General features: G+C 62.0%; 26 protein-coding genes. 15 read left to right on the forward strand and 11 right to left on the reverse strand.

The window, feature by feature from the left end:
* Positions 1 to 88 precede the first annotated feature (88 nt).
* A complete protein-coding gene (locus tag Q0859_RS06290) occupies positions 89 to 541 on the reverse strand; it encodes a methyltransferase (RefSeq protein ID WP_299148755.1) in 453 nt (150 codons plus the stop codon).
* Positions 542 to 636: 95 nt separating this feature from the next.
* Between Q0859_RS06290 and Q0859_RS06295 the strand changes: the two genes are divergently transcribed.
* Positions 637 to 1,398 carry an SDR family NAD(P)-dependent oxidoreductase gene (locus Q0859_RS06295; protein WP_299148757.1) on the forward strand — a complete coding sequence of 254 codons (762 nt, stop codon included), beginning with the start codon at positions 637 to 639 and terminating at the stop codon, positions 1,396 to 1,398.
* 22 nt (positions 1,399 to 1,420) lie between these two features.
* Here the strand turns inward: Q0859_RS06295 and Q0859_RS06300 are convergent, their stop codons facing one another.
* The 5 genes from Q0859_RS06300 to Q0859_RS06320 form a co-directional block, all read right to left on the reverse strand.
* The gene (locus Q0859_RS06300; RefSeq protein WP_299148760.1) at positions 1,421 to 1,984 is read right to left on the reverse strand and encodes a transposase; all 564 of its coding nucleotides are present in this window, start codon (positions 1,982 to 1,984) and stop codon (positions 1,421 to 1,423) included.
* A 45-nt stretch (positions 1,985 to 2,029) separates the two neighbouring features.
* Positions 2,030 to 2,809: a gamma-glutamyl-gamma-aminobutyrate hydrolase family protein gene (locus tag Q0859_RS06305; protein ID WP_299148762.1), complete on the reverse strand. Its 780-nt coding sequence runs from the start codon at positions 2,807 to 2,809 to the stop codon at positions 2,030 to 2,032.
* A 111-nt stretch (positions 2,810 to 2,920) separates the two neighbouring features.
* On the reverse strand, positions 2,921 to 3,346 hold the full coding sequence (locus Q0859_RS06310; protein ID WP_299148764.1) for a heme-binding protein: 426 nt from the start codon (positions 3,344 to 3,346) through the stop codon (positions 2,921 to 2,923).
* Between the two features lie 103 nt (positions 3,347 to 3,449).
* Positions 3,450 to 5,603 carry a malate synthase G gene (locus Q0859_RS06315; RefSeq protein ID WP_299148766.1) on the reverse strand — a complete coding sequence of 718 codons (2,154 nt, stop codon included), beginning with the start codon at positions 5,601 to 5,603 and terminating at the stop codon, positions 3,450 to 3,452.
* Positions 5,604 to 5,728: 125 nt separating this feature from the next.
* Positions 5,729 to 5,875, reverse strand: a complete 147-nt coding sequence (locus Q0859_RS06320) for a DUF2256 domain-containing protein (RefSeq protein ID WP_299148768.1) — start codon at positions 5,873 to 5,875, stop codon at positions 5,729 to 5,731.
* Positions 5,876 to 6,334: 459 nt separating this feature from the next.
* Here Q0859_RS06320 and pepN point away from each other — a divergent pair, with 459 nt between their 5' ends.
* The 4 genes from pepN to Q0859_RS06340 all read left to right on the forward strand — a co-directional run bounded on the left by pepN (position 6,335) and on the right by Q0859_RS06340 (position 11,174).
* Positions 6,335 to 8,878 carry an aminopeptidase N gene (gene pepN, locus Q0859_RS06325; protein ID WP_299148944.1) on the forward strand — a complete coding sequence of 848 codons (2,544 nt, stop codon included), beginning with the start codon at positions 6,335 to 6,337 and terminating at the stop codon, positions 8,876 to 8,878.
* A 237-nt stretch (positions 8,879 to 9,115) separates the two neighbouring features.
* Positions 9,116 to 9,853, forward strand: a complete 738-nt coding sequence (locus tag Q0859_RS06330) for an SDR family oxidoreductase (RefSeq protein WP_299148770.1) — start codon at positions 9,116 to 9,118, stop codon at positions 9,851 to 9,853.
* 5 nt (positions 9,854 to 9,858) lie between these two features.
* On the forward strand, positions 9,859 to 10,290 hold the full coding sequence (locus tag Q0859_RS06335; protein WP_299148772.1) for a hypothetical protein: 432 nt from the start codon (positions 9,859 to 9,861) through the stop codon (positions 10,288 to 10,290).
* Positions 10,287 to 11,174, forward strand: a complete 888-nt coding sequence (locus Q0859_RS06340; RefSeq protein WP_299148774.1) for an alpha/beta hydrolase — start codon at positions 10,287 to 10,289, stop codon at positions 11,172 to 11,174. The genes Q0859_RS06335 and Q0859_RS06340 overlap by 4 nt, the downstream gene beginning before the upstream one ends.
* Positions 11,175 to 11,217: 43 nt before the next feature.
* Here the strand turns inward: Q0859_RS06340 and Q0859_RS06345 are convergent, their stop codons facing one another.
* Positions 11,218 to 11,886, reverse strand: coding sequence for a transglycosylase SLT domain-containing protein (locus Q0859_RS06345; RefSeq protein WP_299148776.1), 669 nt, complete (start codon positions 11,884 to 11,886; stop codon positions 11,218 to 11,220).
* Positions 11,887 to 12,116: 230 nt separating this feature from the next.
* Between Q0859_RS06345 and Q0859_RS06350 the strand changes: the two genes are divergently transcribed.
* Positions 12,117 to 13,421, forward strand: a complete 1,305-nt coding sequence (locus tag Q0859_RS06350) for a hypothetical protein (RefSeq protein ID WP_299148778.1) — start codon at positions 12,117 to 12,119, stop codon at positions 13,419 to 13,421.
* A gap of 228 nt (positions 13,422 to 13,649) precedes the next feature.
* Here Q0859_RS06350 and Q0859_RS06355 read toward each other — a convergent pair whose 3' ends face one another.
* A complete protein-coding gene (locus tag Q0859_RS06355; protein ID WP_299148780.1) occupies positions 13,650 to 14,135 on the reverse strand; it encodes a hypothetical protein in 486 nt (161 codons plus the stop codon).
* 120 nt (positions 14,136 to 14,255) lie between these two features.
* Here Q0859_RS06355 and gatB point away from each other — a divergent pair, with 120 nt between their 5' ends.
* A complete protein-coding gene (gatB, locus tag Q0859_RS06360) occupies positions 14,256 to 15,767 on the forward strand; it encodes an Asp-tRNA(Asn)/Glu-tRNA(Gln) amidotransferase subunit GatB (RefSeq protein ID WP_299148781.1) in 1,512 nt (503 codons plus the stop codon).
* Positions 15,768 to 15,799: 32 nt separating this feature from the next.
* Here the strand turns inward: gatB and Q0859_RS06365 are convergent, their stop codons facing one another.
* Positions 15,800 to 16,990 (reverse strand): class I SAM-dependent methyltransferase, encoded by a 1,191-nt coding sequence (locus Q0859_RS06365; protein ID WP_299148783.1) that lies wholly within the window; start codon positions 16,988 to 16,990, stop codon positions 15,800 to 15,802.
* A gap of 75 nt (positions 16,991 to 17,065) precedes the next feature.
* Here Q0859_RS06365 and Q0859_RS06370 point away from each other — a divergent pair, with 75 nt between their 5' ends.
* Complete coding sequence (locus tag Q0859_RS06370; protein ID WP_299148785.1) at positions 17,066 to 17,539, forward strand: thioesterase family protein; 474 nt, start codon at positions 17,066 to 17,068, stop codon at positions 17,537 to 17,539.
* A gap of 78 nt (positions 17,540 to 17,617) precedes the next feature.
* A complete protein-coding gene (locus tag Q0859_RS06375; protein ID WP_299148787.1) occupies positions 17,618 to 18,124 on the forward strand; it encodes a DUF4177 domain-containing protein in 507 nt (168 codons plus the stop codon).
* Here Q0859_RS06375 and Q0859_RS06380 read toward each other — a convergent pair.
* Positions 18,121 to 18,378 (reverse strand): BolA/IbaG family iron-sulfur metabolism protein, encoded by a 258-nt coding sequence (locus Q0859_RS06380; protein WP_299148789.1) that lies wholly within the window; start codon positions 18,376 to 18,378, stop codon positions 18,121 to 18,123. The genes Q0859_RS06375 and Q0859_RS06380 overlap by 4 nt on opposite strands.
* Positions 18,379 to 18,453: 75 nt before the next feature.
* Here Q0859_RS06380 and Q0859_RS06385 point away from each other — a divergent pair, with 75 nt between their 5' ends.
* The 6 genes from Q0859_RS06385 (at position 18,454) to Q0859_RS06410 (ending at position 24,812) form a co-directional block, all read left to right on the forward strand.
* Positions 18,454 to 19,080 (forward strand): DnaJ domain-containing protein, encoded by a 627-nt coding sequence (locus Q0859_RS06385; RefSeq protein ID WP_299148791.1) that lies wholly within the window; start codon positions 18,454 to 18,456, stop codon positions 19,078 to 19,080.
* 231 nt (positions 19,081 to 19,311) lie between these two features.
* On the forward strand, positions 19,312 to 20,298 hold the full coding sequence (gene cobS / locus Q0859_RS06390; protein WP_299148793.1) for a cobaltochelatase subunit CobS: 987 nt from the start codon (positions 19,312 to 19,314) through the stop codon (positions 20,296 to 20,298).
* Between the two features lie 110 nt (positions 20,299 to 20,408).
* Complete coding sequence (locus Q0859_RS06395; protein ID WP_299148795.1) at positions 20,409 to 20,684, forward strand: hypothetical protein; 276 nt, start codon at positions 20,409 to 20,411, stop codon at positions 20,682 to 20,684.
* On the forward strand, positions 20,681 to 22,558 hold the full coding sequence (gene cobT / locus Q0859_RS06400; protein ID WP_299148797.1) for a cobaltochelatase subunit CobT: 1,878 nt from the start codon (positions 20,681 to 20,683) through the stop codon (positions 22,556 to 22,558). The genes Q0859_RS06395 and cobT overlap by 4 nt, the downstream gene beginning before the upstream one ends.
* A gap of 45 nt (positions 22,559 to 22,603) precedes the next feature.
* Positions 22,604 to 24,394: an aminopeptidase P family protein gene (locus tag Q0859_RS06405; protein WP_299148799.1), complete on the forward strand. Its 1,791-nt coding sequence runs from the start codon at positions 22,604 to 22,606 to the stop codon at positions 24,392 to 24,394.
* A 73-nt stretch (positions 24,395 to 24,467) separates the two neighbouring features.
* On the forward strand, positions 24,468 to 24,812 hold the full coding sequence (locus Q0859_RS06410; RefSeq protein ID WP_299148801.1) for a DUF427 domain-containing protein: 345 nt from the start codon (positions 24,468 to 24,470) through the stop codon (positions 24,810 to 24,812).
* Between the two features lie 68 nt (positions 24,813 to 24,880).
* On the opposite strand, the gene Q0859_RS06415 is transcribed toward Q0859_RS06410, so the two are convergent.
* Complete coding sequence (locus Q0859_RS06415) at positions 24,881 to 26,569, reverse strand: chloride channel protein (protein ID WP_299148802.1); 1,689 nt, start codon at positions 26,567 to 26,569, stop codon at positions 24,881 to 24,883.
* Positions 26,570 to 26,588: the final 19 nt, after the last annotated feature.

The following is a 26,588-nucleotide window of genomic DNA, read 5'->3' on the forward strand; positions in this document are numbered from 1 at the left end:
GGTGCAGCAGATAGGGGTGTCCACTATCGATCCCCGCAACGAGATACAAGCGCGGCCCCAACGTCATCCACGAAAGAATCGAAAAGATTTAAACCCATCTGCGCACTTTCTGTTCGTAGCACGCAAATTCGGCGCGGAAGACACGGCGCATCCGGCTTTCTTCGGAGATAATGAAATGCCGCTCGATCCACCATATGAAGATCGGAACCAGGACCAGCGATGGCACTGCGTCAAAGCGCAGGATCAGGCCTGTCAGGATCAAGGCATCCCCCAGGTAGATCGGATTGCGGCTGCGCCCGAACACTCCGTTGCTGATCAGCGTCGCCGGGGTTTGATGGGGAATAATGGTTGTGCGGGCGCGGGCAAAGGCCACCGCCGCCAGTGCAATCAGCACGACACCGGCCCCGATCAGCAACCCAGACAACAACTCGGTCACAGGGTGCGCCATGCTGAGGCCCATGGGCGCGTATTCGGACTGCGCCCAGGCCGCCGCAATCGCAAGGATCAGCCAGACTGGAGGTATGTCGATCATTTTGAACATCCGCCCGCCTCTTTCTCAGGACCTTCCCGATCAAGGTTGATCCAATCGCCGCGTCCACGCAAGCTGGGTACAACGAATTGTGAAAGGACCACCGGATGGACGACATGTTGAACGGCAAGCACGCATTGGTCACCGGCGGAGGGACTGGTATTGGGCTGGCCATTGCCTGCGCCCTTGCAGCCAAGGGGGCACAGGTCACGATCACAGGACGGCGCCAATCCGTGCTGGACGGGGTCGCTGGCGACGGGCTGTTCGGCGCGGCGATGGATGTACGCGACGAGGGGGCAGTTCGCGATGTGATCGCAGCGTCCGTGAAGGCACGCGGCCCCATTCAGATCTGTGTGCCGAATGCGGGCATCGCCGAGGGGCGCAGCCTGCACAAGACCGATATGGCATTCTGGCGCAACATGATGGCAACCAACCTTGATGGCGCTTTTCTGACGATCCGCGAATGCCTGACATCCATGCGCGAGACCGATTGGGGCCGGGTGATAGCCGTCTCGTCCATTGCGGGCCTGCGCGGCCTGCCCGGCGCGCCCGCCTATGCAGCCTCAAAACACGGTCTGATCGGGATGATCCGCAGCTTGAGCGAGGATTATCTGGGGTCGCCCTATACGTTCAACGCACTTTGTCCGGGCTATGTGGACACGCCTATCGTGGATCGCAATCAAGAGGCCATTGCCGCGCGCACCGGCATGAGTACCGAGGATGCGCGTGATGTCATGGTCAAGGCCAATCGGCACAAGCGCCTGCTTGAGGTCGAGGAGGTGGCGGCCGCCGCGCTTTGGCTGGTCGGACCGGGATCGCAAAGCATCAACGGGCAGAGCATCCAGATTTCGGGGGGTCAAACGGTGTAGGGGGGCGGAGGACACCTCCGCCTTACGAGGCGAGCGGCGGTTTGCTGTAAGGCGCACGTGTCGTGCGCCCGATGGGGGCATATCCAGCCCCGACGGTTTCGAAGGGCGCAACCGTGCCTTGCGCCAGCGCGCGATGGATCGACGAATAGGGCCAGTGCTCGGGCCTGTTCACCAGTCCTGCCTGTACGGGAGCGGTAAAGATCATATGGCGGTGCAGCGCCAGATCCTCGCCGTCCCGAATGCGGTGTTCCCAAAACCGGCGCTGCCACAGCCCCTTCTCGCCCGGGCGCAAGCGCTGGTCCGACACATCCTCGGGTGCGGGCACAGCGCGGGAAAACAGGCTTTTGATCATCCGCCAGCGGCGCGAAAAATCGGCATCACCCGGGGGCAAGGTCCACAAACAGTAGATCACATCCGGCAACACGACGATCTCGTCTATCTGAAACGGTTGGGCAAGATGCGCTTTACGCATCACCCCGCGCAGCACATCCACGTGGCGCACAAACAGATCATCCCCCCGGCGGGCCGCCCGTACCGTAAAGAAATAGGTATGATCAGGCAGCTTTGAACGGATGTAGCGAGGCATGCTGCCACGCTAGACCTACTTTGGTTAAGGCAGGCTTAACGCCCCTCAGGCGCTGCGCAGCGCAGGGCGCGCGCGGCCCCCGTCGGCCCAGTCACGGCAGGCCGCACCAAACGCCTCGAACAGGGGGCGCGACACCGGATCGGCCTGCGCATTCCATTCCGGATGCCACTGCACCGACAGGCTGAACCCCGGCGCGCCTTCGATATAAATTGCTTCGGGTGTGCCATCGGGCGCATGCCCGTCCACGACCACACGCGGCCCCGCCTTTTTAATCCCTTGCCCGTGCAGCGTGTTGGTGGGCACGGATTGCGCGCCCATCAGCTGGTGGAACACACCGCCCTCGGTAAAGGTCACGTCGTGACGCAGGGCAAACTTTTCCTCCAGCGTGCCATCCGGGGGCATGCGGTGGTTGGTGCGCCCCGGCAGGTCCCGGATTTCGGGATAGAGGGAGCCACCCATGGCCACATTGACCTCCTGAAAGCCGCGACAGATCCCAAGCAAGGGCTGGCCACGCTCCACCAGGGCGCGAATCAATGGCAAGGTCACACCGTCCCGCTTACGATCAAACGCGCCGTGGGCCTCGGTCGGTTCTTCGCCGTATTCTTCGGGGTGGACGTTGGCGCGCCCGCCGGTGAACACAAAGCCCGCGCAATGGGCCAGCAGGTCTTCGATACGGACCTTGTCCGGCTCGGCGGGCACCAGCAATGGCAGTCCCTCAGCCACATCCGCCACAGCAGATATATTGATCAGGCCTGCCGCCTGCACCTCGTATTCATCGTTGATCAGGTGGTGGTTGGAAATGATACCGATGATGGGACGGGCCATGGAATCCTCAGTCAACTGCAAGCGTTGCGGCCGTTATAGGACGCAGGCCACAAAACGCATAGAGGGGCCCGCGCGCAGATGACTGTGCGCAGACCCGCAGAGCGATATGGCCTAAATCTCAGCCGAAAGGGACGCCGCCTCGATCCCCGCCACGGCAGCTATGGCATCATTGTCGGAGGTATCGCCCGTCACGCCGACCGCGCCGATCACGGCTCCCTTCCTGTCGCGCATCAACACGCCCCCCGGCACAGGCACGACCTGCCCCCCAAAAAGCCCGTTCACCGCATCCATGAAATAGGCCTGCTGTTCGGCTCGCGCCATCTGCGCCGTGCCTGCCATGCCCAGCATTACCGCGCCATAGGCCTTGCCGTGGGCAATCGCAAAGCGCCCCGGCGCGGCCCCGTCTTCACGCTCGAACGCCTGCACATGGCCGCCCGCATCCAGCACCACAACCGACAGCGGTTTCAGCTCCATCTCGCGGCCCTTCTCAAGCGCCTTGCGAATGATCGTACGCGCCTTGCGCAGTGAAATTGTCATCTCGTCTCTCCTCATGCGGGGCCGTCTGCCCCTTCTTCGTTCCAAAAAGTCGTGCGCAGCGCAAAGGGCCGTTTCCTCGCGCCTGTCGCCCTACACGTGCGGCTCAGCCCGCTTTGTATTCCAGCCGACGGGCGTGCAAGACGGGCTCGGTATAGCCCGAGGGCTGCACCCGCCCCTTCAAGACCAGATCGCAAGCGGCCTGAAACGCAACCCCGTCATAACCCGGAGCCATGGCCGTATAGGTCGGATCGCCCTCATTCTGGCGATCCACCACAGCCGCCATTTTCTTGAGCGCGGCCAGGACCTGATCCTCGCTCACCACACCGTGGTGCAGCCAGTTCGCCATGCCTTGCGCCGAAATGCGGCAGGTCGCGCGGTCTTCCATCAGGCCGACATCATTGATGTCCGGCACTTTGGAACAGCCCACCCCCTGATCAATCCAACGCACCACATAGCCAAGGATGCCTTGGGCGTTGTTCTCCATCTCGCGCGCGATTTCATCGTCCGAGAAGTTACGGCCCACAGCCACCGGAATGGTCAGCAAATCCGCCAGCGTGCCACGGGCACCACCCGCTTCGATCTCGTCCTGACGGGCCAGCACATCCACGCTGTGATAGTGGGTCGCATGCAGGGTGGCTGCGGTTGGCGAGGGCACCCACGCACAGGTCGCGCCCGCTTGGGGGTGGCCCACCTTGGCCTCCAGCATCTCGGCCATAAGGTCAGGCATGGCCCACATGCCCTTGCCGATCTGCGCACGCCCCTTCAGACCGCAGGCGAGGCCAATGTCCACATTGCGATCCTCATAGGACGAAATCCACGCAGCCCCCTTCATCTCGCCCTTGGGGATCATGGGTCCTGCTTCCATCGAGGTGTGGATTTCATCGCCCGTACGATCAAGGAAGCCCGTGTTGATGAAGGCCACGCGCGATTTGGCGGCGCGGATACATTCCTTGAGGTTGGCAGAGGTGCGCCGCTCCTCGTCCATAATGCCCAGCTTGACCGTGTTGGCGGGCAGGCCCAGCACCTTTTCCACGCGGGTGAAAATTTCGTCCGCAAAGGCGACTTCGGCAGGCCCGTGCATCTTGGGTTTCACCACGTAGACCGATCCGGCAACCGAGTTGCGTGGCCCGTCGGTCTTGGCCAGATCGTGCATCGCAATCAGGGTGGTGATCATCGCATCCATCAGCCCCTCGCCGACCTCGTTGCCGTCGCGGTCATGGATCGCAGGGTTGGTCATCAGGTGGCCGACATTGCGGATCAACATCAGGCTGCGGCACTTGATCGGCAGATCGCTGCCATCGGGGGCGGTGTAGGTGAAATCCCCGTACATCCGCCGTGTGACGGACGCGCCGCCCTTTTCAAAGGTCTCGGACAGATCGCCCTTCATCAGGCCCAACCAATTGGAATAGGCGAGCACTTTGTCCTCGGCATCCACAGCCGCCACACTGTCTTCGCAATCCATGATGGTGGACAAAGCAGCCTCAAGATTGACGGTCGCGATACCTGCGGCATCCGTGGCCCCGATCTCGTGGTTCGGATTGACGAGAATCTCGATGCCAAGGCCATTGTTCCTGAACAGGAAATGCGTCCATTCATCGCCACCCGCATGGCCTGCATATTGGGCGGGATCAGCCAGCGTGACTGTCTGCCCACCAGCCTTGATCACCAACGCGTGCCCGTCGACGCCAAGATGATCGACTTCCGCCCACTTGGCCCCGTTCAGCGGAACCGCGCTGTCCAAAAAGCCCTTGGCCCACGCAACGACGCGGGCGCCGCGGTCCTTGTCATAGCCCTTGCCGCTTGGCAGATCGCCCAGCGCATCCGTGCCATAAAGCGCGTCATAAAGACTACCCCAGCGCGCATTGGCCGCATTCAGCGCAAAACGCGCATTGGTGATCGGCACGACAAGCTGTGCACCGGGTGTGTGGGCAATTTCAGGGTCGACATTCTGCGTCTCGATTTCGAAATCGGGGCCTTCGGGTACCAAATACCCGATCTCGCGCAGGAACGCCTCGTAGGCGGTGGCGTCATGGGGGCCGCTGCGGTGGGCGACGTGCCAGGCATCAATCTTGGCCTGCATCGTTTCCCGCGTTTCCAGCAAGGCACGGTTCTTGGGGGCAAGATCGTGGACAATGGCCGAAAACCCGGCCCAGAAGTCTGCCGACCCGACACCTGTGCCCGGCAATGCCTGACTTTCAACAAATTGGGCCAATACCTCGGCAACGGTCAAATCGGCGCGTTCTACGTATGTTGTCATGGTCGGATCTCCTGACTTCGGATTCTGGCGTTGCCCGAGACTTAGAGAAAAAGTTTCCTATCGTAAACAACATTGGTCATATAATTTTACCAAAACCTCCACACACCAGCACAATAGGCAGTTTTTCACGTCCTGGAGGCCCGGCGACACCGCTCCGAACAGTATTTGACCTCGTCCCAGACCTTTGCCCACTTCTTGCGCCATGTGAACGGACGCGCGCAGATCAGGCACATCTTTTGCGGCAACTCCGATGTCTTCCGCATCCTGGCCATACTCAAAGGACCCCTCTGATTGCACCGCGTCGGTCCGTGCCCAACCCGCTTGATCACATCAAAACTCCGGCGTCGCCAAAACAGGCAACACCGGATCAATCACTTCTACGCCAAACTGGTGTTGCCATCACAGTTTTCAACCATCAGGCCCGCAGCATCTACGCCGCCCATAACGGTCGCAAGCACCAAGGCGCGTCCACAGCTTGACTGCGTGCGACGTCATCTGCCCGCCCCCCACGAATGCCGAAACGTCAATCAGAACAAATGCCATTGCAATCACCGCACAGCCAATGCCCCGCAAAGACAGGCGGGCGTTCGCTGCCCGCTTTTCAAGCCCTGTGCCAGACGCTGACAAGGTGGATCCATCCGGCAACTGCAGCGGCGGGTGACCTTGAAGCCCCGGCATCATGGGCCTAACCTCTTGTCATCCGGTTTGGTTCCATGAAAAGGCGATACATGATGCGCGACGCGGCCCCTCAGACGATCTATCTCGCCAATTATACCCCGTTCGGCTTCACCGTCGAAGAGGTGCATCTGACCTTTGATCTGGCCCCATCAGCAACCCGCGTCACCTCGCGCATCCGCTTTGCGCCCAACCCGGATGCAACGAACAACGCATTCTTTCTGCACGGCGAGAACCTGTCGCTGATCTCTGCCAAGATCGACGGAGAAGCCGTGACCCCAACCCTGACGGCGGAGGGGCTGAGTTGCGACGTGCCCAACATGCCGTTTCTGTGGGAGGCGGAGGTCCAGATCGACCCCATCGCCAACACAGCCCTCGAAGGACTGTACCAATCAAACGGCATGTACTGCACCCAATGCGAGGCCGAGGGGTTTCGCAAGATCACCTACTACCCCGACCGCCCCGATGTCATGTCCACGTTCACGGTGCGCATCAACGGGCCCCACGCAACATTGCTGTCCAACGGAAACCCGGTCGCGTCGGGGGATGGGTGGGCCGAGTGGCATGACCCATGGCCCAAACCAGCCTATCTGTTCGCGCTTGTGGCAGGCGAATTGGTCGCCCACCGCGATACATTCACCACGTCCGAGGGGCGGCACGTGGACCTCGCCCTTTATGTCCGCCCCGGCGACGAGGGCAAATGCGCCTTCGGGATGGAGGCGCTCAAGGCGTCAATGACTTGGGACGAAGAGGTTTATGGGCGGGCCTATGACTTGGACGTGTTCAACATCGTGGCCGTGGACGATTTCAACATGGGCGCGATGGAAAACAAGGGGCTGAACGTCTTCAACGCCTCCGCAGTCCTTGCCAGCCCCGAAACCTCGACTGACATGAATTTCGAACGGATCGAGGCGATCATCGCGCATGAGTATTTCCACAACTGGACCGGTAACCGGATCACCTGTCGCGACTGGTTCCAGCTGTGCCTCAAGGAAGGGCTGACCGTGTTCCGCGACAGCCAGTTTACGGCTGACATGCGTTCTGAACCCGTCAAACGCATCTCGGACGTGATCGACCTGCGGGGCCGCCAATTCCCCGAGGATCAAGGGCCCCTCGCCCACCCTGTCCGCCCCGAAAGCTTTCAGGAAATCAACAACTTCTATACGGCGACAGTCTATGAAAAAGGGGCCGAGGTCATCCGCATGCTGAAAACGCTTGTCGGCGATGCAGCCTATGCCAAGGCCCTCGACCTTTATTTCGAACGCCATGACGGTCAGGCCTGCACCATCGAAGACTGGCTGGCGGTGTTCACGGACGCAACAGGACGCGATCTCACCCAATTCAAACGGTGGTATTCGCAGGCTGGTACGCCGCGCGTCGCTGTCTCTGAAAACTATGAGGACGGCACCTACACCCTCACCTTTGCGCAATCCACACCGCCCTCGGCGACCACCGCCGATCCGCAACCCCAAGTGATCCCGCTGGCGGTCGGATTGCTGACCCCCGATGGGTCCGAGGCGATGGGCACGCAGGTCCTCGAACTGACCCAAGCCAGCCAGACGTTTTCATTCCCCGGGCAGGCGGCCAAACCGATTCCCTCGATCCTGCGCGGGTTTTCGGCCCCCATCGTGCTGGATCACGACGCCGATCACGCCTTTCTGCTGGCCCATGACACGGACCCCTTCACCAGATGGGAGGCCGCGCGCAACCTCGCCCGCACCTCGCTGATGAACACGCTGACCAAGGGAACAGGACCTGATACCGCGTGGCTCAACGGGATCGCCAAAGTGCTGCTTGACGACGGTCTCGATCCGGCCTATCGCGCGCTGATGCTGGGCCTTCCCGGGCAATCCGAACTCGCTGCCGATCTGCACCGCGACGGGCACATCCCCGACCCCGACACGATCTGGACGGCGGTGACCAACCTCAAACAGGCGCTCTCGGATCAGATGCGCGACGACCTTGCGGGGCTGTACGCAGCACAACAGGTGCCGCCCCCCTACCGCCCCGACGCCACACAAGCCGGCAAACGCGCCCTGGGCAACGCGATACTGTCGCTGATCACCCGGCAGGATGGCGGGGACACTGCACAGGCGCAATATGACGCGGCCGACAACATGACCCAGCAACTCGCCGCACTGGCCAACCTGATCCGCGCAGGCCGGGGGGACGCGGCGCTGGCCACATTCGAAGCGCAGTGGAAAGACGACCGGCTGGTGATGGACAAGTGGTTCGGCCTGCAAGTGACCGAGGCCAAACCCGACGATGCCGCCGACACCGCCAAGGCGCTGACACGGCATGCCGATTTCAACTGGAAAAACCCCAACCGGTTCCGCGCCACGCTCGGCGCGCTGGCCGGACACCACGCAGGGTTCCACGCCAAGGATGGGTCGGGCTACAGGCTTCTGGCGGACTGGCTGATCCAGCTGGACCCGCTCAATCCACAAACCACCGCGCGGATGTGCGCCGCGTTCCAGACATGGCGGCGCTATGACGCGATCCGCCAATCAATGATCAGCAAGGAACTTGACCGGATCGCAAGCACACCCAACCTCAGCCGCGACACCACCGAAATGATCACCCGGATTCGCGAAGCATGACCACCTGCCCTTCTTTTGACCAAAAATACCGCGGGGGTGAGCGCGCATGCGCGAGGGGGCTGGCCCCCTTGACCCGCCCGCCGCAGGCGAAACCCGCCTGATGCCTGATACCGCGACAGTCCCCCCGAAACGGCGCGCCAAGACCGTGCCGCACCCTTTGAGCTGCCTCGACACCCCGGAACCACTCGGCGCACGGTTCACCCCGACCCCACCCTCAACTGACAAAAGGCCCAGCCTATGACCCAACGCCCCATTTGCCTTATCACAGGTGCCTCCGCCGGAATCGGAGCCGCCTGCGCCAGGCTGGCCGCCCCCGACTACGATCTGGTCCTGAACTACCGCACCGATACGAACGGTGCCAGGGCGGTACAGGCCGAGGCCGAAGCCGCAGGGGCCAAAGCGGTGCTGGCACAAGGGGATGTGTCAAACCCCGACAATATCGCGGCCATCTTCAAAACACTCGACGACACGTTCGGACGGCTCGACACGTTGATCAACAACGCGGGGATCGTGGCGCAATCGGCCAGACTGACGGACATGACACACGCGCGGCTCACGCAGATGATGAACGTGAACGTCATCGGGGCGATGCTGGTGGCTAAGGAAGCTGTTTTACGGATGCGAAACACGGGCGGGGCCATCATCAACGTCTCCTCCGCCGCCGCACGGCTCGGATCGGCAAACCAGTATATCGACTACGCCGCCTCCAAAGCGGCGATCGACACCTTCACCAAGGGGCTCTCGGACGAGGTCGCAGCGGACGGTATCCGGGTGATGTCGGTCCGTCCCGGCCTGATCGATACAGGGCTGCACGCCAAGGGGGGCGAACCAGGCCGCGCCCAAAAGCTGGCCCATATGGTGCCCATGAAACGCGAAGGCTCCGCCGAAGAGGTCGCGCGCGCCATCCTTTGGCTGGCCTCGGATCAGGCCAGCTATGTGACAGGCTCCACCCTTGATGTGACCGGCGGGCGTTAGGCGGCATGACGCCCTACCGATACGAAACCACGGGGCGCAACCGACGCACGCTGATGACGGTGCTTGGGGTGTGGGGCGCGATCCTGCTGGCCATCGCCTATCTGGACGCGGCACTCTGGCTGATGGCGCTGATCGCACTGGCAACGGCCCCTGCCCTATATGACCTGTTCTCGGGGCGACGGGCGGGCCTGTCACTGGAAACCGAGGGGCTGCGCTGGTTTGCGGGGCGGCAAACCGGCGACATTATCTGGGACAAGATCAGCCACATCCGGCTCGACACCCGGCTCGACTTTTCGGTACGGGCCAGTGCGGTGCTGACCTCCGGGCGCAAGGTCCGTATCCCGCTTGAGGCCACGCCCCCCTCAGATACATTCGAGGCCGCACTGAAACTGCGCGCAATCGATGTGCAACGCCACCACTTCTCACTTCTGGGATGAAGCGCGCGGCCCTCTTTGCCGCCCTCCTTTGGGGCGCAGGCTGCGGTGTGCCCGCGCAATTCAACACGACCGACCCGCTAACCTTCGCACCCGGCGCGTTTGACACAGCCAACCACGCAGTGATCGGGGTGCCCGGCGCGTTCACCTCCATTCGGGTGCTTGCCCCGCTTGAAAGCCTCAGGACCAGAACCCGCGCCGTCGCATATTACCGCCTGCCCGGCTTTGACGGGCGGCCCGATAACGAGTGGGTGGTGATCGACAAGGCCGCAGCCCGCATCGCGCGGCTGACCCGTGATCACGCGCTGACGCGGATCGACCTGATCGGGCATTCGACAGGGGCCGTCATCGCGCTGGAGGCGGCCAAGCGCATCCGCCAGATCAGCCCCAATACGGATGTGTACGTACACGCGATATCCTCAGCACTGCCTTCCCCCCAGCCAATCCTCGCCGGGGTGCGCGGCGCAGGCGGCACAGTGGCCGCCGCCGCCCGCACAGGCAGCCTGAACCCGCGCAAGGTCTGGCTCGCATATTATCGCAGGCTGGCATATGGGCCGGACGCTGATGTCAGCCCCACAACGTCCCAAGCCGCTGACGCCCTGGTCGCGGCCAATGATGACCGGATCACGCTGCCGGACAAGGGGTTGGGACGACGTCACACGCGCGCACTCAGACGGTGGACCAATCCTGATCCGGACGCTGCAAATGGGGCAACACTGACCTATTACCATGGTGCGGTCGATCCGGTCTTTCCACCAAGAGCCACCAAACGCTTCACCGACACCTTGCCAGATGCCAACCTGAAGCTGGTCGAGGGGCACGGACACCTGCTGCTGCTGACCTATCCCGAAATATGGGACACGATCAAAGATCAGATCACGGAATGAACCCCTACCTCATTGAGAAATAATGGCGATTCAACGCGCCACCCTACTCAGAAGCAGCCAACACCCGCGGGCGCGATTGGGGCCGCACTGCATCGATCGGGGCGCAATAGGTCTGGCGGCGCAACCACCCGGCCATATCCGCACGTTTCGCCTTGGATCGCATCGGCCCCCAATCGGCCGCAACCCCGCGCCCGCCGGGGCCATAGATCACACCATCACGCGGCACGGTCACCGCCATGATGCGCACCGCGCAACTTAAGTTCGCAGCCCCGTTCTTGAGGGCCTCACCCGTCCCCACATTGCACTCGTATCCCCGCGCCGTGGCCGGCAGGATTTGCAACAACCCAAACCACTTGCCGCCACCGCCCACCGCGCGGGGCTTATAGGTGCTTTCATATTTGGCGAGGGCGGAGAGAAACCCGATCCAGAAAGCGCGCCGATCCCGGTCCGACGCCGTTTCATAGCGCGGGCACCAGGTCTCAATGTCCGCCGGAACAAGGTCAACCAGCGGGCGGCCGTGGGTCTTGAGGGCCGAATTGGCCGCGCGATTCCACAAGACATGACCGGGCTGATGGGTCCACCGGGTGCGGGGTACGTTGCCCTCACGGGCGGGCGGGCGCAGCCCGTCAAACGGCGCGTCCTGCGCCTGCACAGGCGGCACGAACACAGCAAAGCATGCGCAAAGCGCGGCGAGGGTAACAACATATCTCATGGGCGCGCAGTATGTTGGCGTGCGCACGCCCCTGTCCAGCACGCAGCACGCACCTTTTCGCCCATTTGAGGCCCCATCAGCGACAATCGGCACGCATGGCGATTATTGTCAAAACCTGCGCGGGAATGTGCACATATGGACCGCCGAAACTTCGTGAACTTGACGCCACCCTGCCCGAATTGTGACCCAATTTGCGCGCAGTTAGGACGGGTAAACAGTTTGGATGGTTGATGATGGCATTTGCAGAACGCATTCTGGGACCCTTGGTGCATATACGTGATCGATTTTCGCTCACGCGTCTGGACATGGCGCATGATGGCGTTCTGCAACATGTCCGGCAGGCCCGGCCCAAAGCGCCCCCGGCACAGGTTGCGGCTGTTCTGGATGATGCCCTCTCGATCCCTTGCCCCGATCCCACAGCCGAGGAACGCACCCGCGACGCCCATCAGGCGCGCGGCCTGAAACTTGCGCGGTCCGAAGATTGGGGGCAGCTGACGGAGGAGATCGCGCAAGCTGACAGCGCGCGGCGCAAGACCCCGGGCGGCAAACCCGTAGCCGAGCTGATGGCCTATGGCGCGCGCGCCGATGTGGTCGGTGCTGCCGAGCACGCGCTGCTGTCCGGGCGGCCCACGCCGGGGGCCCCTCTGCTGGCCGGGATCGAAGCGCTTGAACAGGTGCTGGCCGGGGACCCCACGAACCCGATCCTGTCCGCAATCGTGGCACAGGCCCATATGGACATTGGCTGGGCGTGGCGCGGGACAGGCTGGGATATCGAAGTGCCCGCCCGCAATCGCGAAGCCTTTTCTGCCCATTTCGATCGGGCCGCTGACATCGTGAATGACCGCGCCGACTGCATTGCCGGATCGCCCCTGCTGGCGGCAACCGCCTGTGCACTGTCATCTGGCCGGGGCGGGGCCGTGCGCCACACCGTCACCCAATATGAAACCTGGATCGACCTTGATCCGAAAAATGCGCAGGCGCTGCGGGCTTTCGGCGCGCAATTGCTGCCCCGCTGGCATGGTGATTATGCCCGGCTTGAGCTGGAAGCGCGGCGCGTGGCGGGCCGGACCCATGACATCTGGGGGGCCGGTGGATACACTTGGATGATGCTGGACGCGATCTCTGTCGATACGGAGGCCTGCCTGCGCGTTGACATCGCGTTCTTCGTCGACGGGCTGCACGATATCCTGCGCCATGCACCCGATCAGCATACCGTCAACCTGCTCGCGGCCTATTGCGCCAATACGATGGGCTCCATGCCCACCGGACATGATGAGACCGACTATGTGCGCGCCCAGATCGCGGAGGCCGCAGTGTGGATCGTGCGTGATCATCTGACCGAATTGCATCCGATGCTATGGGCCCATGCCGCGCGCGGCTTTGACAATGCGTTGCGGGTGCGCTGCGCCGATACGTTTGCCGCTTCGGGCTATGCGGACGCCCTGCGTTATCTGACGGGTGTGTTCCGCCGCGAACTCAGTGCGGGCAACCGGGTGGTCTTCACCGACAAAGGGGCCGAGATGCGGCCAGGCTAACCGCCGCGCACGTTGTCCAGATTTTAGGGGATGATCACGGCGTCAGGCAGGTGCCCGGTCGGGCGGCGCACCTTGCAGCACATCATGTGCAATCCGCGCCGCGCCCGTATCCAGTGTGTTCTCTCGCATCGACCCTTAGGCCCAATGCGCACCCATAGCATCACCGATGTAACCCTCTGGGCCGCGATGATAGGTCGTCGTGGCCACCCCCGATTTCCTGCAAGAACGTCAGCGGGTAACCCTGCGCGCAGCCCCCGACAGCAACGCGCGGGAGTAGACCTTGTGCGCGCCCGCAAGACTCTGGAACACTGGGCCAAGCGTGGGCGCGCCACCCCGTCCAGGCACTGGCACCACGACCGACCCAAAGCGCAGCGCATCTGGCGCGGCTTGCAACCAGGACAACGTGCGCCCCGACCGCTCGGCCAGTAAAATCTGATCGTCGCGGCGTGCTTCGAGCCGCCAGACCGCGAATGTGTCGCCCTGCCCGGTCGCCAGCGCGGCCACCTCCGCATCTGTGCTGGGCGTACGCGCCAGCAGGCGCAGCACAACCCGCTCGGCACGAAACAGGGGCTGGGTGTAAAAGGCGGTGATGAAATCAGGCAACAAGACCGGCACAGCCACAGGCGTTTCAAAGCAATCCGTATAGTGGCCTGCACGACGTGCGTACTCAGCGATCAGGCTGCCTTCGGGCGTTGGGATTTCGTCAATCTGCATCGCTATACTCTGCCATAAATTGCGGCTCACTTAAGGTGTGCAATCGTCGCGCCCTCTTGCGGCGCATCACGCCCTGATCTATCCCGAACCGAAAGCGGCGCGATCACACGGGACGAGACCATGCTGGACCTCACTTACGACACCCCCAAAGTCAAAACCATTGCCGGGGCGAAACACGACTGGGAACTCGTGATCGGGATGGAAGTGCACGCCCAGATCGCCAGCAATGCCAAGCTGTTCTCGGGGGCCTCGACCCGGTTTGGGGCCGAACCCAATGCCAATGTCGCATTTGTGGACGCAGCCATGCCGGGCATGTTGCCCGTCATCAACGAATATTGCGTCGAACAGGCGGTGCGCACGGGCCTTGGCCTCAAGGCGGCGATCAACCTGACCTCGGCCTTTGACCGCAAGAACTACTTTTACCCCGACCTGCCGCAGGGTTACCAGATCTCCCAGTTGTACCACCCCATCGTCGGCGAAGGCGAAGTGCTGGTCGAGATGGGCGCGGGCGTGGCGCGCCTCGTGCGCATCGAGCGTATCCACATGGAGCAGGACGCGGGGAAATCCATTCACGACATGGATCCCAACATGTCCTTTGTCGATCTCAACCGCACGGGCGTCGCGTTGATGGAGATCGTGAGCCGTCCCGACATTCGCGGCCCCGAAGAGGCGGCGGCGTTCCTCACCAAGCTGCGCCAGATCGTGCGCTACCTCGGCACGTGCAATGGCGATATGCAGTCCGGCGCGATGCGCGCGGATGTGAACGTGTCGATCTGTCGGCCCGGCGATTACGAAAAGTATCAGGAAACCCAGGACTTTTCCCATCTCGGCACGCGCTGCGAGATCAAGAACATGAACTCCATGCGCTTTATCCAGCAAGCCATCGAAGTCGAGGCGCGCCGCCAGATCGCCGTCGTCGAAGGCGGCGGCAAGGTCGAACAGGAAACCCGGCTTTATGATCCCGACAAGGGCGAGACGCGGTCCATGCGCTCCAAGGAAGAGGCACATGACTACCGCTATTTCCCCGATCCCGACCTGCTGCCTTTGGAGATCGAACAGGCCTGGGTGGACGAGATCGCCGCGAACCTGCCCGAACTGCCCGACGCCAAAAAGGCCCGGTTCATGGGCGATTTCGGGCTGACGGATTATGACGCCTCAGTGCTGACGGCGGAAGTGGACACCGCAGCCTTCTTCGAAGAGGTGGCGCAGGGCCGCGACGGTAAACAGACGGCCAACTGGGTGATCAACGAACTCTTTGGCCGTCTCAAAAAGGACGACCGCGATATCACCGACAGCCCCGTATCCCCCGCGCAACTGGGCGGCATCGTGGACCTGATCGCCAAGGGTGACATCTCGGGCAAGATCGCCAAGGACCTGTTTGAGATCGTTTATACCGAAGGCGGCGACCCCGCCGACATCGTCGAGGCGCGCGGCATGAAACAGGTGACGGATACCGGCGCGATCGAAGCGGCGGTGGACGAGATCATCGCGGCCAACCCCGCCCAGGTCGAAAAGGCGCGGGAAAACCCCAAGCTCGCGGGCTGGTTCGTGGGTCAGGTGATGAAGGCAACGGGCGGCAAGGCCAATCCCAAGGCCGTCAATGAATTGGTTGCCAAAAAGCTGAACGGTTGACGTAGGGTGGGCAATATTGCCCACCTCACCCATCACACCAGCAAGCGCGAATAGTGCATCATGCCAGAGGCACAAAGTGCTGCCTCGACCTGTGGCCAGACCTCATCGAACCCGGACAGGCCGGAGCCTTTGGCGATCTGCGCCAGGCTGCGCCGCCCATCGACCAGCGCGATGGCCGAGGCCGCCGCGCGCGGCACCTTGAACACAAACGCCTCGCCTGCCGTGTCCACCGTGATCCGCCCCGTCTCGGCTACGTGTTGCGCAAGCTGTGTGCCCGACACATCGCGCAGATGCGGCACTGCTTCGGGCTGACCATAGGGCGGTGCGATCACCTGTCCCCTGGGCCGGGCATAGATCACATGGGTCTTGAACGTGCCGCGCAGGTCTTCGGCCAGTTGCATCCGTGCGACCGCATCCATCCCGGGCATCTCACCCACCAACGGGGCGGGATCATACAGCATCGGCTGCGGCGTGCCGGAAAAGTCCAGCCCTGCCGCCTCAAGCGCGCCTATCAGATCGGCAATCGAAAACGGCACGTCCGAACTGTGCAGCAGCAGATCGTAAAACCCCGCATCGCCTTGCTGATGATCCACCACCCGGACGTTGCGTTTAAACGGGTGACCCTCGGGCAGTGACGCAAACACCACCTTGGCACGTTTGAGCCGTTTGCGCGGCTCCAGCCCCTGAAACAACTGCCCGAACGCGGCTTGCAAAGCATAGACCCCGGATCGGCCATGGGGCGCGTAGACCATCAACCCCATCCCGCCATCCGGGGCCAGCGCGCCCGCCAGCGCATCAAATCCAGCTTGCGGGTCGGACAGATGATGCAGCACGCCACAACAATCGATGTAGTCGAACGGGCCATAATCCCCGGCGTCCAGCAATGATCCCGTGACAAAGGTGATGCCGCTCAACTTGCGCACCTCGGCACGTTTTTCGGCAATGCGGCGGGACGCCACAGACATATCCAGATAGGTGATCTCGTAAGGACGACCCGCATCGCTCAGCATCTGCGCCAGCTGGATCAGCGCGTCCCCGGTGCCCCCGCCCGCCACCAGCGCGCGCAGGGGCACGGACCAGTCCCGCGACCCGCCCCACAGCCAGTGATCCATCTCGACCGGCAGCGAGGGCGAGCCGGTGATCAGCCGCCTGCGCTCGTCCGTGGGCTTGCGCTCGGGGTAAGGATAGGCCTCGTACTGGGCCTGCACGTCGTCAGTGGTCATATCCGCTCCGGGATGGGTGGTCTTGCCCCCTGCTCTGCCCTAGGCTCGGCAAAACTGCAATGCTGTGAGCCGCCCATGACCACCCCGTTTCGATCCGAACAGATGACGGTGAAACCCGAATGGATCGACTATAACGGGCATCTCAACATGGCCTATTACAACGTGTTGTTTGATGAAGGGGCCGATCAGGTCTATCCGCTGATGGGGTTCGGGCCCGACTATCTGGAGCAGACGGGATGCACCACCTACACAGCGGAATTTCATCTGAGTTATGTACGCGAATTGCATGTGAACGATCCGGTCTTTGTCACCTTCCAACTCGTTGATTTTGATGCCAAACGCTTCCACTCCTATCAGGAAATCTGGCATGCGGACGGATGGCTTGCCGCCTGTGGTGAGGCGATGACACTGCATGTGGATCAATCGGGGCCGCGTGTTGCCCCGATGCCCGCCGATGTGCTGGCGAAGGTGAGCGCCCTTGCAAGCGCGCACGCCTCTTTTCCCCGCCCCGAGCGGATGGGGGCCAGCATCGGGATCAAGCGGCGCTGAGCACTGCGCATACCCCTTTTCACCGCGCGCCCGTGTCGCTATACGCCTGCGACACGCATCCGACACAAGGGGTCAAGCATGTCCGGTTGGGAATACAAAGTCGTGCCCGCCCCCACCAAAGGGGTCAAAGGCAAAGGCGTCAAAGGGCCCGAAGGGCGCTTTGCCAACGCGCTTGAACTCCTGATGAACGAGATGGGCGGCGAGGGCTGGGAATTTCAGCGCGCCGAAACCCTGCCCTCCACCGAACGTGCGGGCCTGACCGGATCCACGACCGAGTGGCGCAATGTCATGGTGTTCCGCCGCGCCGTGGCCGACCCGATGGACGATTTCGAATCGGAATTGCTGCCCCCACCCGCTCTGGTTCCGGTGCCCGAGGTCGCGGGTACAGGCGAGGACGCCACTGCCGCAGAGCCCGAAGGTTCAGACGCCAAATCAGACGACACATTCACGCCCGGCAAAGGGGCCACCGATATGCTGCCCGACAACGGCGTCGAAGAAACCAGCGAGGTGGCGGGCATGACCACGTCGCTCAAGAATCTTGCGACACAGCGCAATACAGCGGACGGTGAAAAAACCGACGGCTAATCGCCCAGGTCAAGCGCCAGGGCATGGATGCGACCAATCAGGTCAGCCCCAAGGGCTGCATGAACCGCGCGGTGCCGCGCGATCCGGGATTTCCCTTTGAATTCAGATGTGCGCAGCATGACGTTAAAGTGACTTTCACCCGCTGCGGGTGCTCCTGCATGACCCGCATGGGACGCGCTGTCATCCACAACCTCGACCTCGCGCAAATCAAACGACGCGCGCAATTGATCTTCTATTTCCTGCCGAACTGACATTTTTTTTCCTGCCCCCCTTCCACTCTCACCCCACAAGTCTAAACTCCTGTCCTCGAGTCGGAAAGGACCTCCCTTATGCGCAAATCTGATCCCTTTGGTTTTGACATGTCCGTCTCGTCGGCGAAAAAGAAAAACCCGCGCGGACGGCGCGGTATGTCCGGGGCGTCCGAGACCTCTGTGCGCCAGTGCGACCATGACGGTTGCGAAGAGGCGGGCAAGTTCCGCGCGCCCAAAGCGCCCGATGTGCTGGATGATTTTTTCTGGTTCTGCCAGCAGCACGTGCGCGAGTATAACCTGAAATGGAATTTCTTTGACGGCACGACCGAGGCCGAAATCAACGCCCAACAATCAAAGGACAAGGTGTGGGAACGCGCGACAAAACCCATGACCGACCCCGAGGCGCGCGCATGGGCCCGTTTGGGTATCGAAGACCCCCATCAGGTGCTGGGCAACAACTCCACCCAGAACCCGGGCCGCAACAAGCCCGGCGGCGGGCGCAAGCTGCCCCCCACCGAAAAGCGCGCCGTTGAAATTCTGGACGCCGCCCAATGCACGACCAAGGCCGAGGTGCGCAAAGCCTACAAGGCCCTGATCAAAGTGCTGCACCCGGACATGAATGGCGGCGATCGCAGCCAGGAAGAACAGCTGCAAGAGGTCGTGTGGGCCTGGGATCAGATCAAGGAAAGCCGGAATTTCAAATAGCGGGCCGCGCCTCCGCGCCCACTGGCATAGCGTTTTTCTCAACTGGACTAGTCCGCCGCCCGCCCCTTGAAAGCACGTTTAATCCACGCCTGTGCCCCAAGTGCTTGTGCGGAAACACGCAATGTTGCAGACCTGATTTTCCCCTTCCCCTTGCCCTTGGCCGCGTTATGTTGCACCACAACTGGCGCGCCGCTGCATGGCGCGCCTTACGATTTATAAGGGATAGTCGAGATGGCCGACGGCGCGATGGATATCAATGCAAAACCAAGCGAAGAGATTTCGGTTCGCGACGTCTTCGGCATTGATAGTGACATGATGGTCAGGGGGTTTGCCGAAAACTCCGACCGCGTGCCTGACATCGACAGCACCTACAAGTTTGATCCTGACACGACGCTGGCCATTCTGGCCGGGTTTTCGCACAACCGCCGGGTGATGATCCAAGGCTATCACGGTACGGGCAAGTCGACCCATATCGAACAGGTCGCTGCCCGTCTGAACTGGCCTGCGGTGCGTGTGAACCTCGACAGCCACATCTCCCGCATCGACTTGATCGGCAAGGATGCCATCAAGTTGAAAGACGGCAAGCAAGTTACTGATTTCCAAGAGGGAATCCTGCCCTGGGCCTTGCGCAACCCGACCGCCATCGTGTTTGACGAATATGATGCAGGCCGGGCGGACGTGATGTTCGTGATCCAGCGTGTGCTGGAGGTGGACGGCAAGCTGACCCTGCTGGATCAGAACCAGGTGATCGAACCCCACCCCTATTTCCGCATCTTTGCGACCGCCAATACCGTGGGTCTGGGTGACACCACCGGCCTTTATCACGGCACGCAACAGATCAACCAGGGCCAGATGGACCGCTGGTCGCTTGTGGCGACGCTCAATTACCTCAGTATTGATGCAGAGACAGCCATCGTGCTGTCCAAGAACCCCCATTACAACACCGCCGAGGGGCGCAAGACGGTCAAGCAGATGGTGACCGTCGCCGATCTCACCCGGACCGCGTTTATGAACGGCGATCTGTCGACAGTCATGTCGCCACGCACCGTGATCGCGTGGGCGCAAAACGCTGAAATTTTCCGCAATGTGGGCTATGCGTTCCGCCTGTCGTTCCTGAACAAATGCGACGAGCTGGAGCGCCAGACGGTGGCTGAGTTCTATCAGCGTCTGTTTGATGAGGAACTGCCGGAGTCAGCAGCGAGCGTGAGCTTGGGGTGATGCGGATCGCAATGGCTGTTTGCGCGCTTAGCGCGACGCCCGCCATTGCGGCCATCGCTGATGTTGCCCTCGAATTTGCCAACTGCGTCGGTCAAGCGGAGGCATACATCATGCGCGCCGCTGAATATTCGGACATGAGCGTTGTCATTGCCAAGAATGAGGCGACATTCGCCGAGATCGTCAGGCACATAGACAACCGCGATCAGGTAGAAGTGACGCGGCATCAAGGCCGCACAGACTGGGACAGCAGAGCCGATGCCTTGCTTGCAACAGGCGGCAATATGACAGGCCCCGAATGGGACGCCACCGTGGATGCGACACTGCACTGCGAAGCGCTGCGTCTTGAACTGATATCAGCGGGCGTTTTAAAAGAGGTCGGACAATGAGCACGCAAAACGACAACCCCGCCGATCCGTTCAAAAAGGCGCTCGCCGAGGCCACCAAGGTCATGGCCAATGACCCCGAGTTGAACGTCAGCTATTCGGTCGATCCCTCGGGCGTGTCGGGCGATGCGATGCGTCTGCCCCAAGTCAGCCGCCGCATGACCCGCGACGAGGTGATGCTGGCCCGCGGCACCGCGGATGCACTTGCGCTCCACCGCCGCTATCACAACGGGCAGACCCATTCGCGCTATTCCCCGCAAGGTGAAATGGCACGCGATCTTTATGAGGCGATGGAAACCGCGCGCTGCGAGGCGATGGGCGCGCGCGACATGCCGGGCACGGCCGGAAACATCGACGCCAAGATCAGCCATGATGCGATGCGCCGGGGTTATGAACAATGCAAGCAAGCCAGCGATGTGCCTTTGGCCGCCGCCGCGGGTTATCTTGTGCGCCACCTTGCCACGGGTCGCGACCTGCCCGGCGGTGCACAGAACGCGATGGAGTTGTGGCGCGGCTTTATCGAGGATCAGGCGGGCGGCACCCTTGAGAACCTGGATGAAATTCTCGATGATCAGGCCGCCTTTGCCCGGTTTGCCCGGCAGGTGATTACCGACCTTGGCTATGGCGATCAACTGGGCGATGACCCTGACCGGATCGACGAGGATCAGGAAGACGAGGCCGAAGAAGGCCAGGACGAGGATCAGGATCCCGACAGCACCGGCCAGGACGATCAGGACGATGAAGAGGCCGAAGGCACACCGGAAAGTTCGCAAGAAGAACAACAGGATGCGAGCCAGGCACAGGTGTCCATGGATGACATGGCCGATCAGGAGATGGGCGAAGAAGCGGAGATGCCCGATGGCGAGGCCCCGCTTGAACCCCCTGCCCCACAACCCGTGTCCGAGGCCGATCCCGACTACCGCGTCTATCTCGACACCCATGACGAAGAGATTTCCGCCGCTGATCTGGCTGAGCCCGTCGAATTGGAACGGCTGCGCGCCTATCTGGATCAACAGCTTGAGCCGTTGAAAGGGGCCGTGAGCCGCTTGGCCAACAAGTTGCAACGCCGCCTGCAAGCCCAGCAAAACCGGTCCTGGGAGTTCGATCTGGAAGAAGGCACGCTGGATGCGGGCCGTCTGGCGCGGATTGTGGCGAACCCCACCACGCCCCTGTCCTTCAAGGTCGAGAAAGACACCGAGTTTCGTGATACCTGCGTGACGCTGCTGCTCGACAATTCCGGCTCCATGCGCGGTCGCCCGATTTCGATTGCCGCGATCTGTGCCGACGTTCTGGCCCGCACGCTGGAACGCTGCAACGTCAAGGTCGAAATCCTCGGCTTTACCACCCGCGCGTGGAAAGGGGGCCTCGCCCGTGAGGCGTGGCTGAACGAAGGCCGCCCAGCCCAGCCCGGCCGTCTGAACGATCTGCGCCACATCATCTATAAATCCGCCGACGCCCCATGGCGGCGCGCACGCCCCAATCTGGGCCTTATGATGAAAGAGGGCTTGCTCAAGGAAAATATCGACGGCGAGGCACTGGAATGGGCCCATCGCCGCATGATGGGTCGCCCCGAGGCGCGCAAGATCCTGATGGTGATTTCGGATGGCGCGCCTGTGGATGACAGTACCCTGTCGGTGAACCCCGCCAACTATCTTGAAAAACACCTGCGCGACGTGATCGCCATGGTCGAGCGCAAGAAGGCGGTCGAGTTGCTGGCCATCGGGATCGGGCATGATGTCACCCGCTATTATGATCGTGCGGTGACGATCACGGATGTGGAACAGCTTGCCGGGGCGATGACCGAGCAGTTGGCTGCGCTTTTTGACAGCGATCCGCGGGCACGGGCGCGCGTAATGGGGATGCGGCGCGCAAGCTGAGATCGGCCCTCTGGGGGAGTTTATTTGGCAAGATGAAGGTGGATCATGTTTCAGAGCTTTGAGGTCACGGCACGGCCTGAGCAGGGTCCGCCACGACTGTCCATGTTGCGCGGCGAACTGGAAGCGGAAGGGCTGGATGGGTTTCTGGTACCCCGCGCAGATGCGCATCAGGGCGAATATGTCTCGGCCCGAGATGAGCGGCTGGCATGGCTGACCGGGTTCACCGGATCTGCCGGGTTCTGTGCGGTTTTGAAAGACATCGCAGGTGTGTTCATCGACGGACGCTACCGCACTCAGGTCAAGGCGCAGGTCGCGTCCGATTTCACCCCCGTACCATGGCCTGAAACCTCGCTGGCCAACTGGCTGCGCGACCAATTGCCCGATGGGGGCCGCGTCGGCTTTGATCCGTGGCTGCACACCCCCGGACAGATCGCACAAGCCCACGAGACCCTTGAGGGGTCAGCCGTGGAGTTGGTGCAAAGTCCCAACCTCGTGGATCGCATCTGGTTGGATCAACCCGCCCCCGCAGCTGAACCTGCCAAGGTGCACCCCATTGAATTTGCGGGCGAATCCCATGGTGAAAAGCGCGCCCGGCTGGGCAAAGCCCTGAGCGCCCAAGGGGCCACTGCGGCGGTGATCACCTTGCCTGACAGCCTGTGCTGGCTGCTCAACATTCGGGGCGCAGATATCCCGCGCAACCCGATTGCCCAAGGGTTCGCGGTGTTGCACGCTTCGGGTGCGGTTGATCTGTTTATGGACCCGTCCAAGCTGGATAATGTGCGCGATCATCTCCGGGCCGACGTGATGTGTCATGCCCCCGGGGCGTTTCTGGATCATTTGACCGGGCTTGAGGGACCGGTCCTGCTCGACAAATCCTCGGTGCCCGTGGTTGTAGCCGATGCGGTGGGCGATCGGGTGCAATGGGGCGATGACCCATGTGCCCTGCCCAAGGCCTGCAAGAACGATGCCGAAATCGCAGGCAGCGCCGAGGCACATCTGCGCGACGGGGCGGCGGTGGTTGAACTGCTGTGCTGGCTTGACGGCCAAGACCCCGGCAGCCTGCACGAAACGCAGGTTGTCACCCAGCTTGAGACCTATCGCCGCCGCGACAACGCGCTTCAGGACATCAGCTTTGAGACCATCGCGGGCACCGGACCCAATGGCGCGATCATGCACTACCGCGTGACCGAAGAAACCGACAGCCTGCTGCAGGACGGGCACCTGATTGTGCTCGACAGTGGCGGGCAATATCTGGATGGAACGACGGATATCACCCGCACCATTGCAATCGGCACCCCACCGGATGAGGCGCGCACCGCCTTTACCCGCGTGCTGATGGGCATGATCGCCATGTCACGACTGAACTGGCCCAAAGGGCTTGCGGGCCGCGATATCGAGGCCATCGGGCGGGCCCCTCTTTGGTACGCGTATCAGGATTTTGATCATGGGTTGGGGCACGGCGTTGGTGCCTATCTGTCCGTGCATGAAGGCCCTCAAAGGTTAAGCCGCGTCGGCACGGTGGTGCTGCAACCGGGCATGATCCTATCAAACGAGCCGGGCTATTACCGCGAAGGGGCGTTTGGCATCCGGATCGAGAACCTGATCGTGGCGCAAGAAGCCACCCCGCCAGTGGGTGGAGATGCGCACCGCGACATGCTGAACTGGCGCACGCTGACTTTTGCGCCCATTGACCGACGGCTGATCGTGATCGATATGCTGGATCAGCCAACGCGCCAATGGCTCAATGCCTACCACGCTGAAACACTTGAGAAAATCGGCCCTCGTGTCTCGGATCAGGCGCGCGCTTGGCTGGAACAGGCCTGCGCGCCGCTCTAGCTCTGGTCGCAGCGACATTCCTCTGTTACATCTGCGCGTCATCACATCACAAACCCTCGAAAAAGGAGACCTCATGGCTGATCATATCACGATCCGCAAAGCACCCGGCACATGGACTGTGCGCGCGGGCGGGGCTGTCTTGGGCGAAAGCACGCAGGCCCTTGAACTGACCGAGGGTGATTATCCGTTTGTGATCTATTTCCCGCGCGATGATATCGCGATGGCCTTTCTGGACCGCACCGACAAGACGACACATTGCCCCCATAAGGGAGATGCAGCCTATTTCTCGGTGGTGACAAAATCACAAACGCTGGAAAATATGGTCTGGAGCTATGAAAGCCCCAATGAGGGTGTTGCCCGGATCAAGGACCATCTCGCGTTTTACGTTGGCAACGGTATCGCGGTCGAACAGATCTGACATGCAATTGACGGAAGGGTCGGTGGGCGGGTGCCTTTTGCGTCAGCAAAACAGACCGCGCATCGGGCCTAGCTGTGTTCCTCGGCCGCTGTGGCCGCAAGCGCCCGGTTATACGCCTTGAGCGCATCCACATGGAACAATGCGCCGCGCAATTCGGGTGCTGCGTTCTGCCCCGTCAGCGTCACCACCGGAACAAAGCGTATCATCGTGCGATCAAAGATTGGCAGCGCCACCTCAAGCGTTGCTGTCGCATCCACATAGATCCCGTCGCCAATCATCTCCCAACACTTGGCCTCATCCGCGGCGCGCGCGTCATTCATCTTGCGCATGACGCCACTGACCCGGAACATCGCCAGCAAATACGCCTGCGGCCCGGCGGCCAGATGCACGCCCCGCCGCTCAAGCTGGGTCAGGAAAAAACTGCGATCGACCAGCCGCGACGACAGCGCGGTCGACATCGACACCGCAACCATCACAGCAAGGCCCGTCTGCCAGTCCCCGGTCAGTTCGAACACGATCAGCGTCGTGGAAATCGGCGCACCCAGAACCGCCGCCGCGACCGCCCCCATCCCCGCCAGCGCGTAAAGCGTGACGGACCCCGACACTTCCGGGAAAATACTGGTCGCCACGAGGCCAAAGCCAAGCCCCGACAACGCCCCGATCATCAATGACGGCGAGAACACCCCGCCCCCCATGCGGCCCGCCATGGTGATCGCCACCGCTGCCGTCTTGAGAATAACAAACACCACCACCTCGTTCAGTGCCAGCTTTCCGGTCAGCGCCAACGACGTGGTCTCGTACCCGACCCCAATGATATGGGGATAGAATATCGCAAGCCCCCCCAACAACGCCCCAGCAATCGCGGGCCGCAACCACCGGGGCAGCCCCGTGCGCGCTTGCAAGGCGGAGCCGACATCATCCGTCCAGAAGATCGCGCGCATCAGCACTACGGCGACCAGCCCACACATGAGGCCAAGCAACAGAAACGCGGGCAGTTCCTGATAGAATACCAATTCGTTCGCCTCGGGCAGCATGAACTCGGTAACGTCCCCGAATTCGAGCCGGTTGATGATTGTTCCCGCCACCGCCGCAATCACGATGGGCGCAAAGGCGTGGACCGCAAAGTGGCGCAACACCACCTCAAGCGCAAAGAGCGCCCCGGCGATGGGCGCGTTGAAACTGGCCGAGACCGCAGCGGCGACCGCGCATCCCAGCAGGTCCCGCCCCGTAATCCCATCCGCCTTGATCCAGCGGCACACCTTGGTCGAAATCACGGCAGCGATGTGCACCACCGGCCCTTCCCGGCCCGTGGAACCACCCGAGGACAATGTGATGAAACTCGCAAAGGCCGAAGCCACCCCGGCCCGCGTGCTGACCCGGCCATCGCGCAAGGCAGCGCCCTCGATCACGTCAGCCACAGATCGGGCCACCCCGTCGGTCGTGAATTTGTGCAGGACCACCCCCACCACCAGCCCCCCGATGATCGGGATGATCAGCACCAGATACCACGGCAGCGACGAGGCAAAACTGTGCAGGTATTGCACGTCCTCCGTCCCGTATAGCCAGGCCTGCAACGCCTCGATCCCTTTGCGGAAAAACAGCGCGGCAAAACCGGCCGCTATCCCGATGGCAAGGGCGATGAACCAGAACTGGATCTGACTTGGGCCGCGTTGGCGCAGCACATGCCAGCCATCGCGAAATGCGCTGAGCGCATGGTCAAGCTGTTTGGCAAAGATGGGGCGCTGAAAAGGGGACATGGGGCGCGGATCGCAATGA

The organism is uncultured Tateyamaria sp. (genome assembly GCF_947497045.1).
Classification (GTDB): Bacteria; Pseudomonadota; Alphaproteobacteria; order Rhodobacterales; family Rhodobacteraceae; genus Tateyamaria.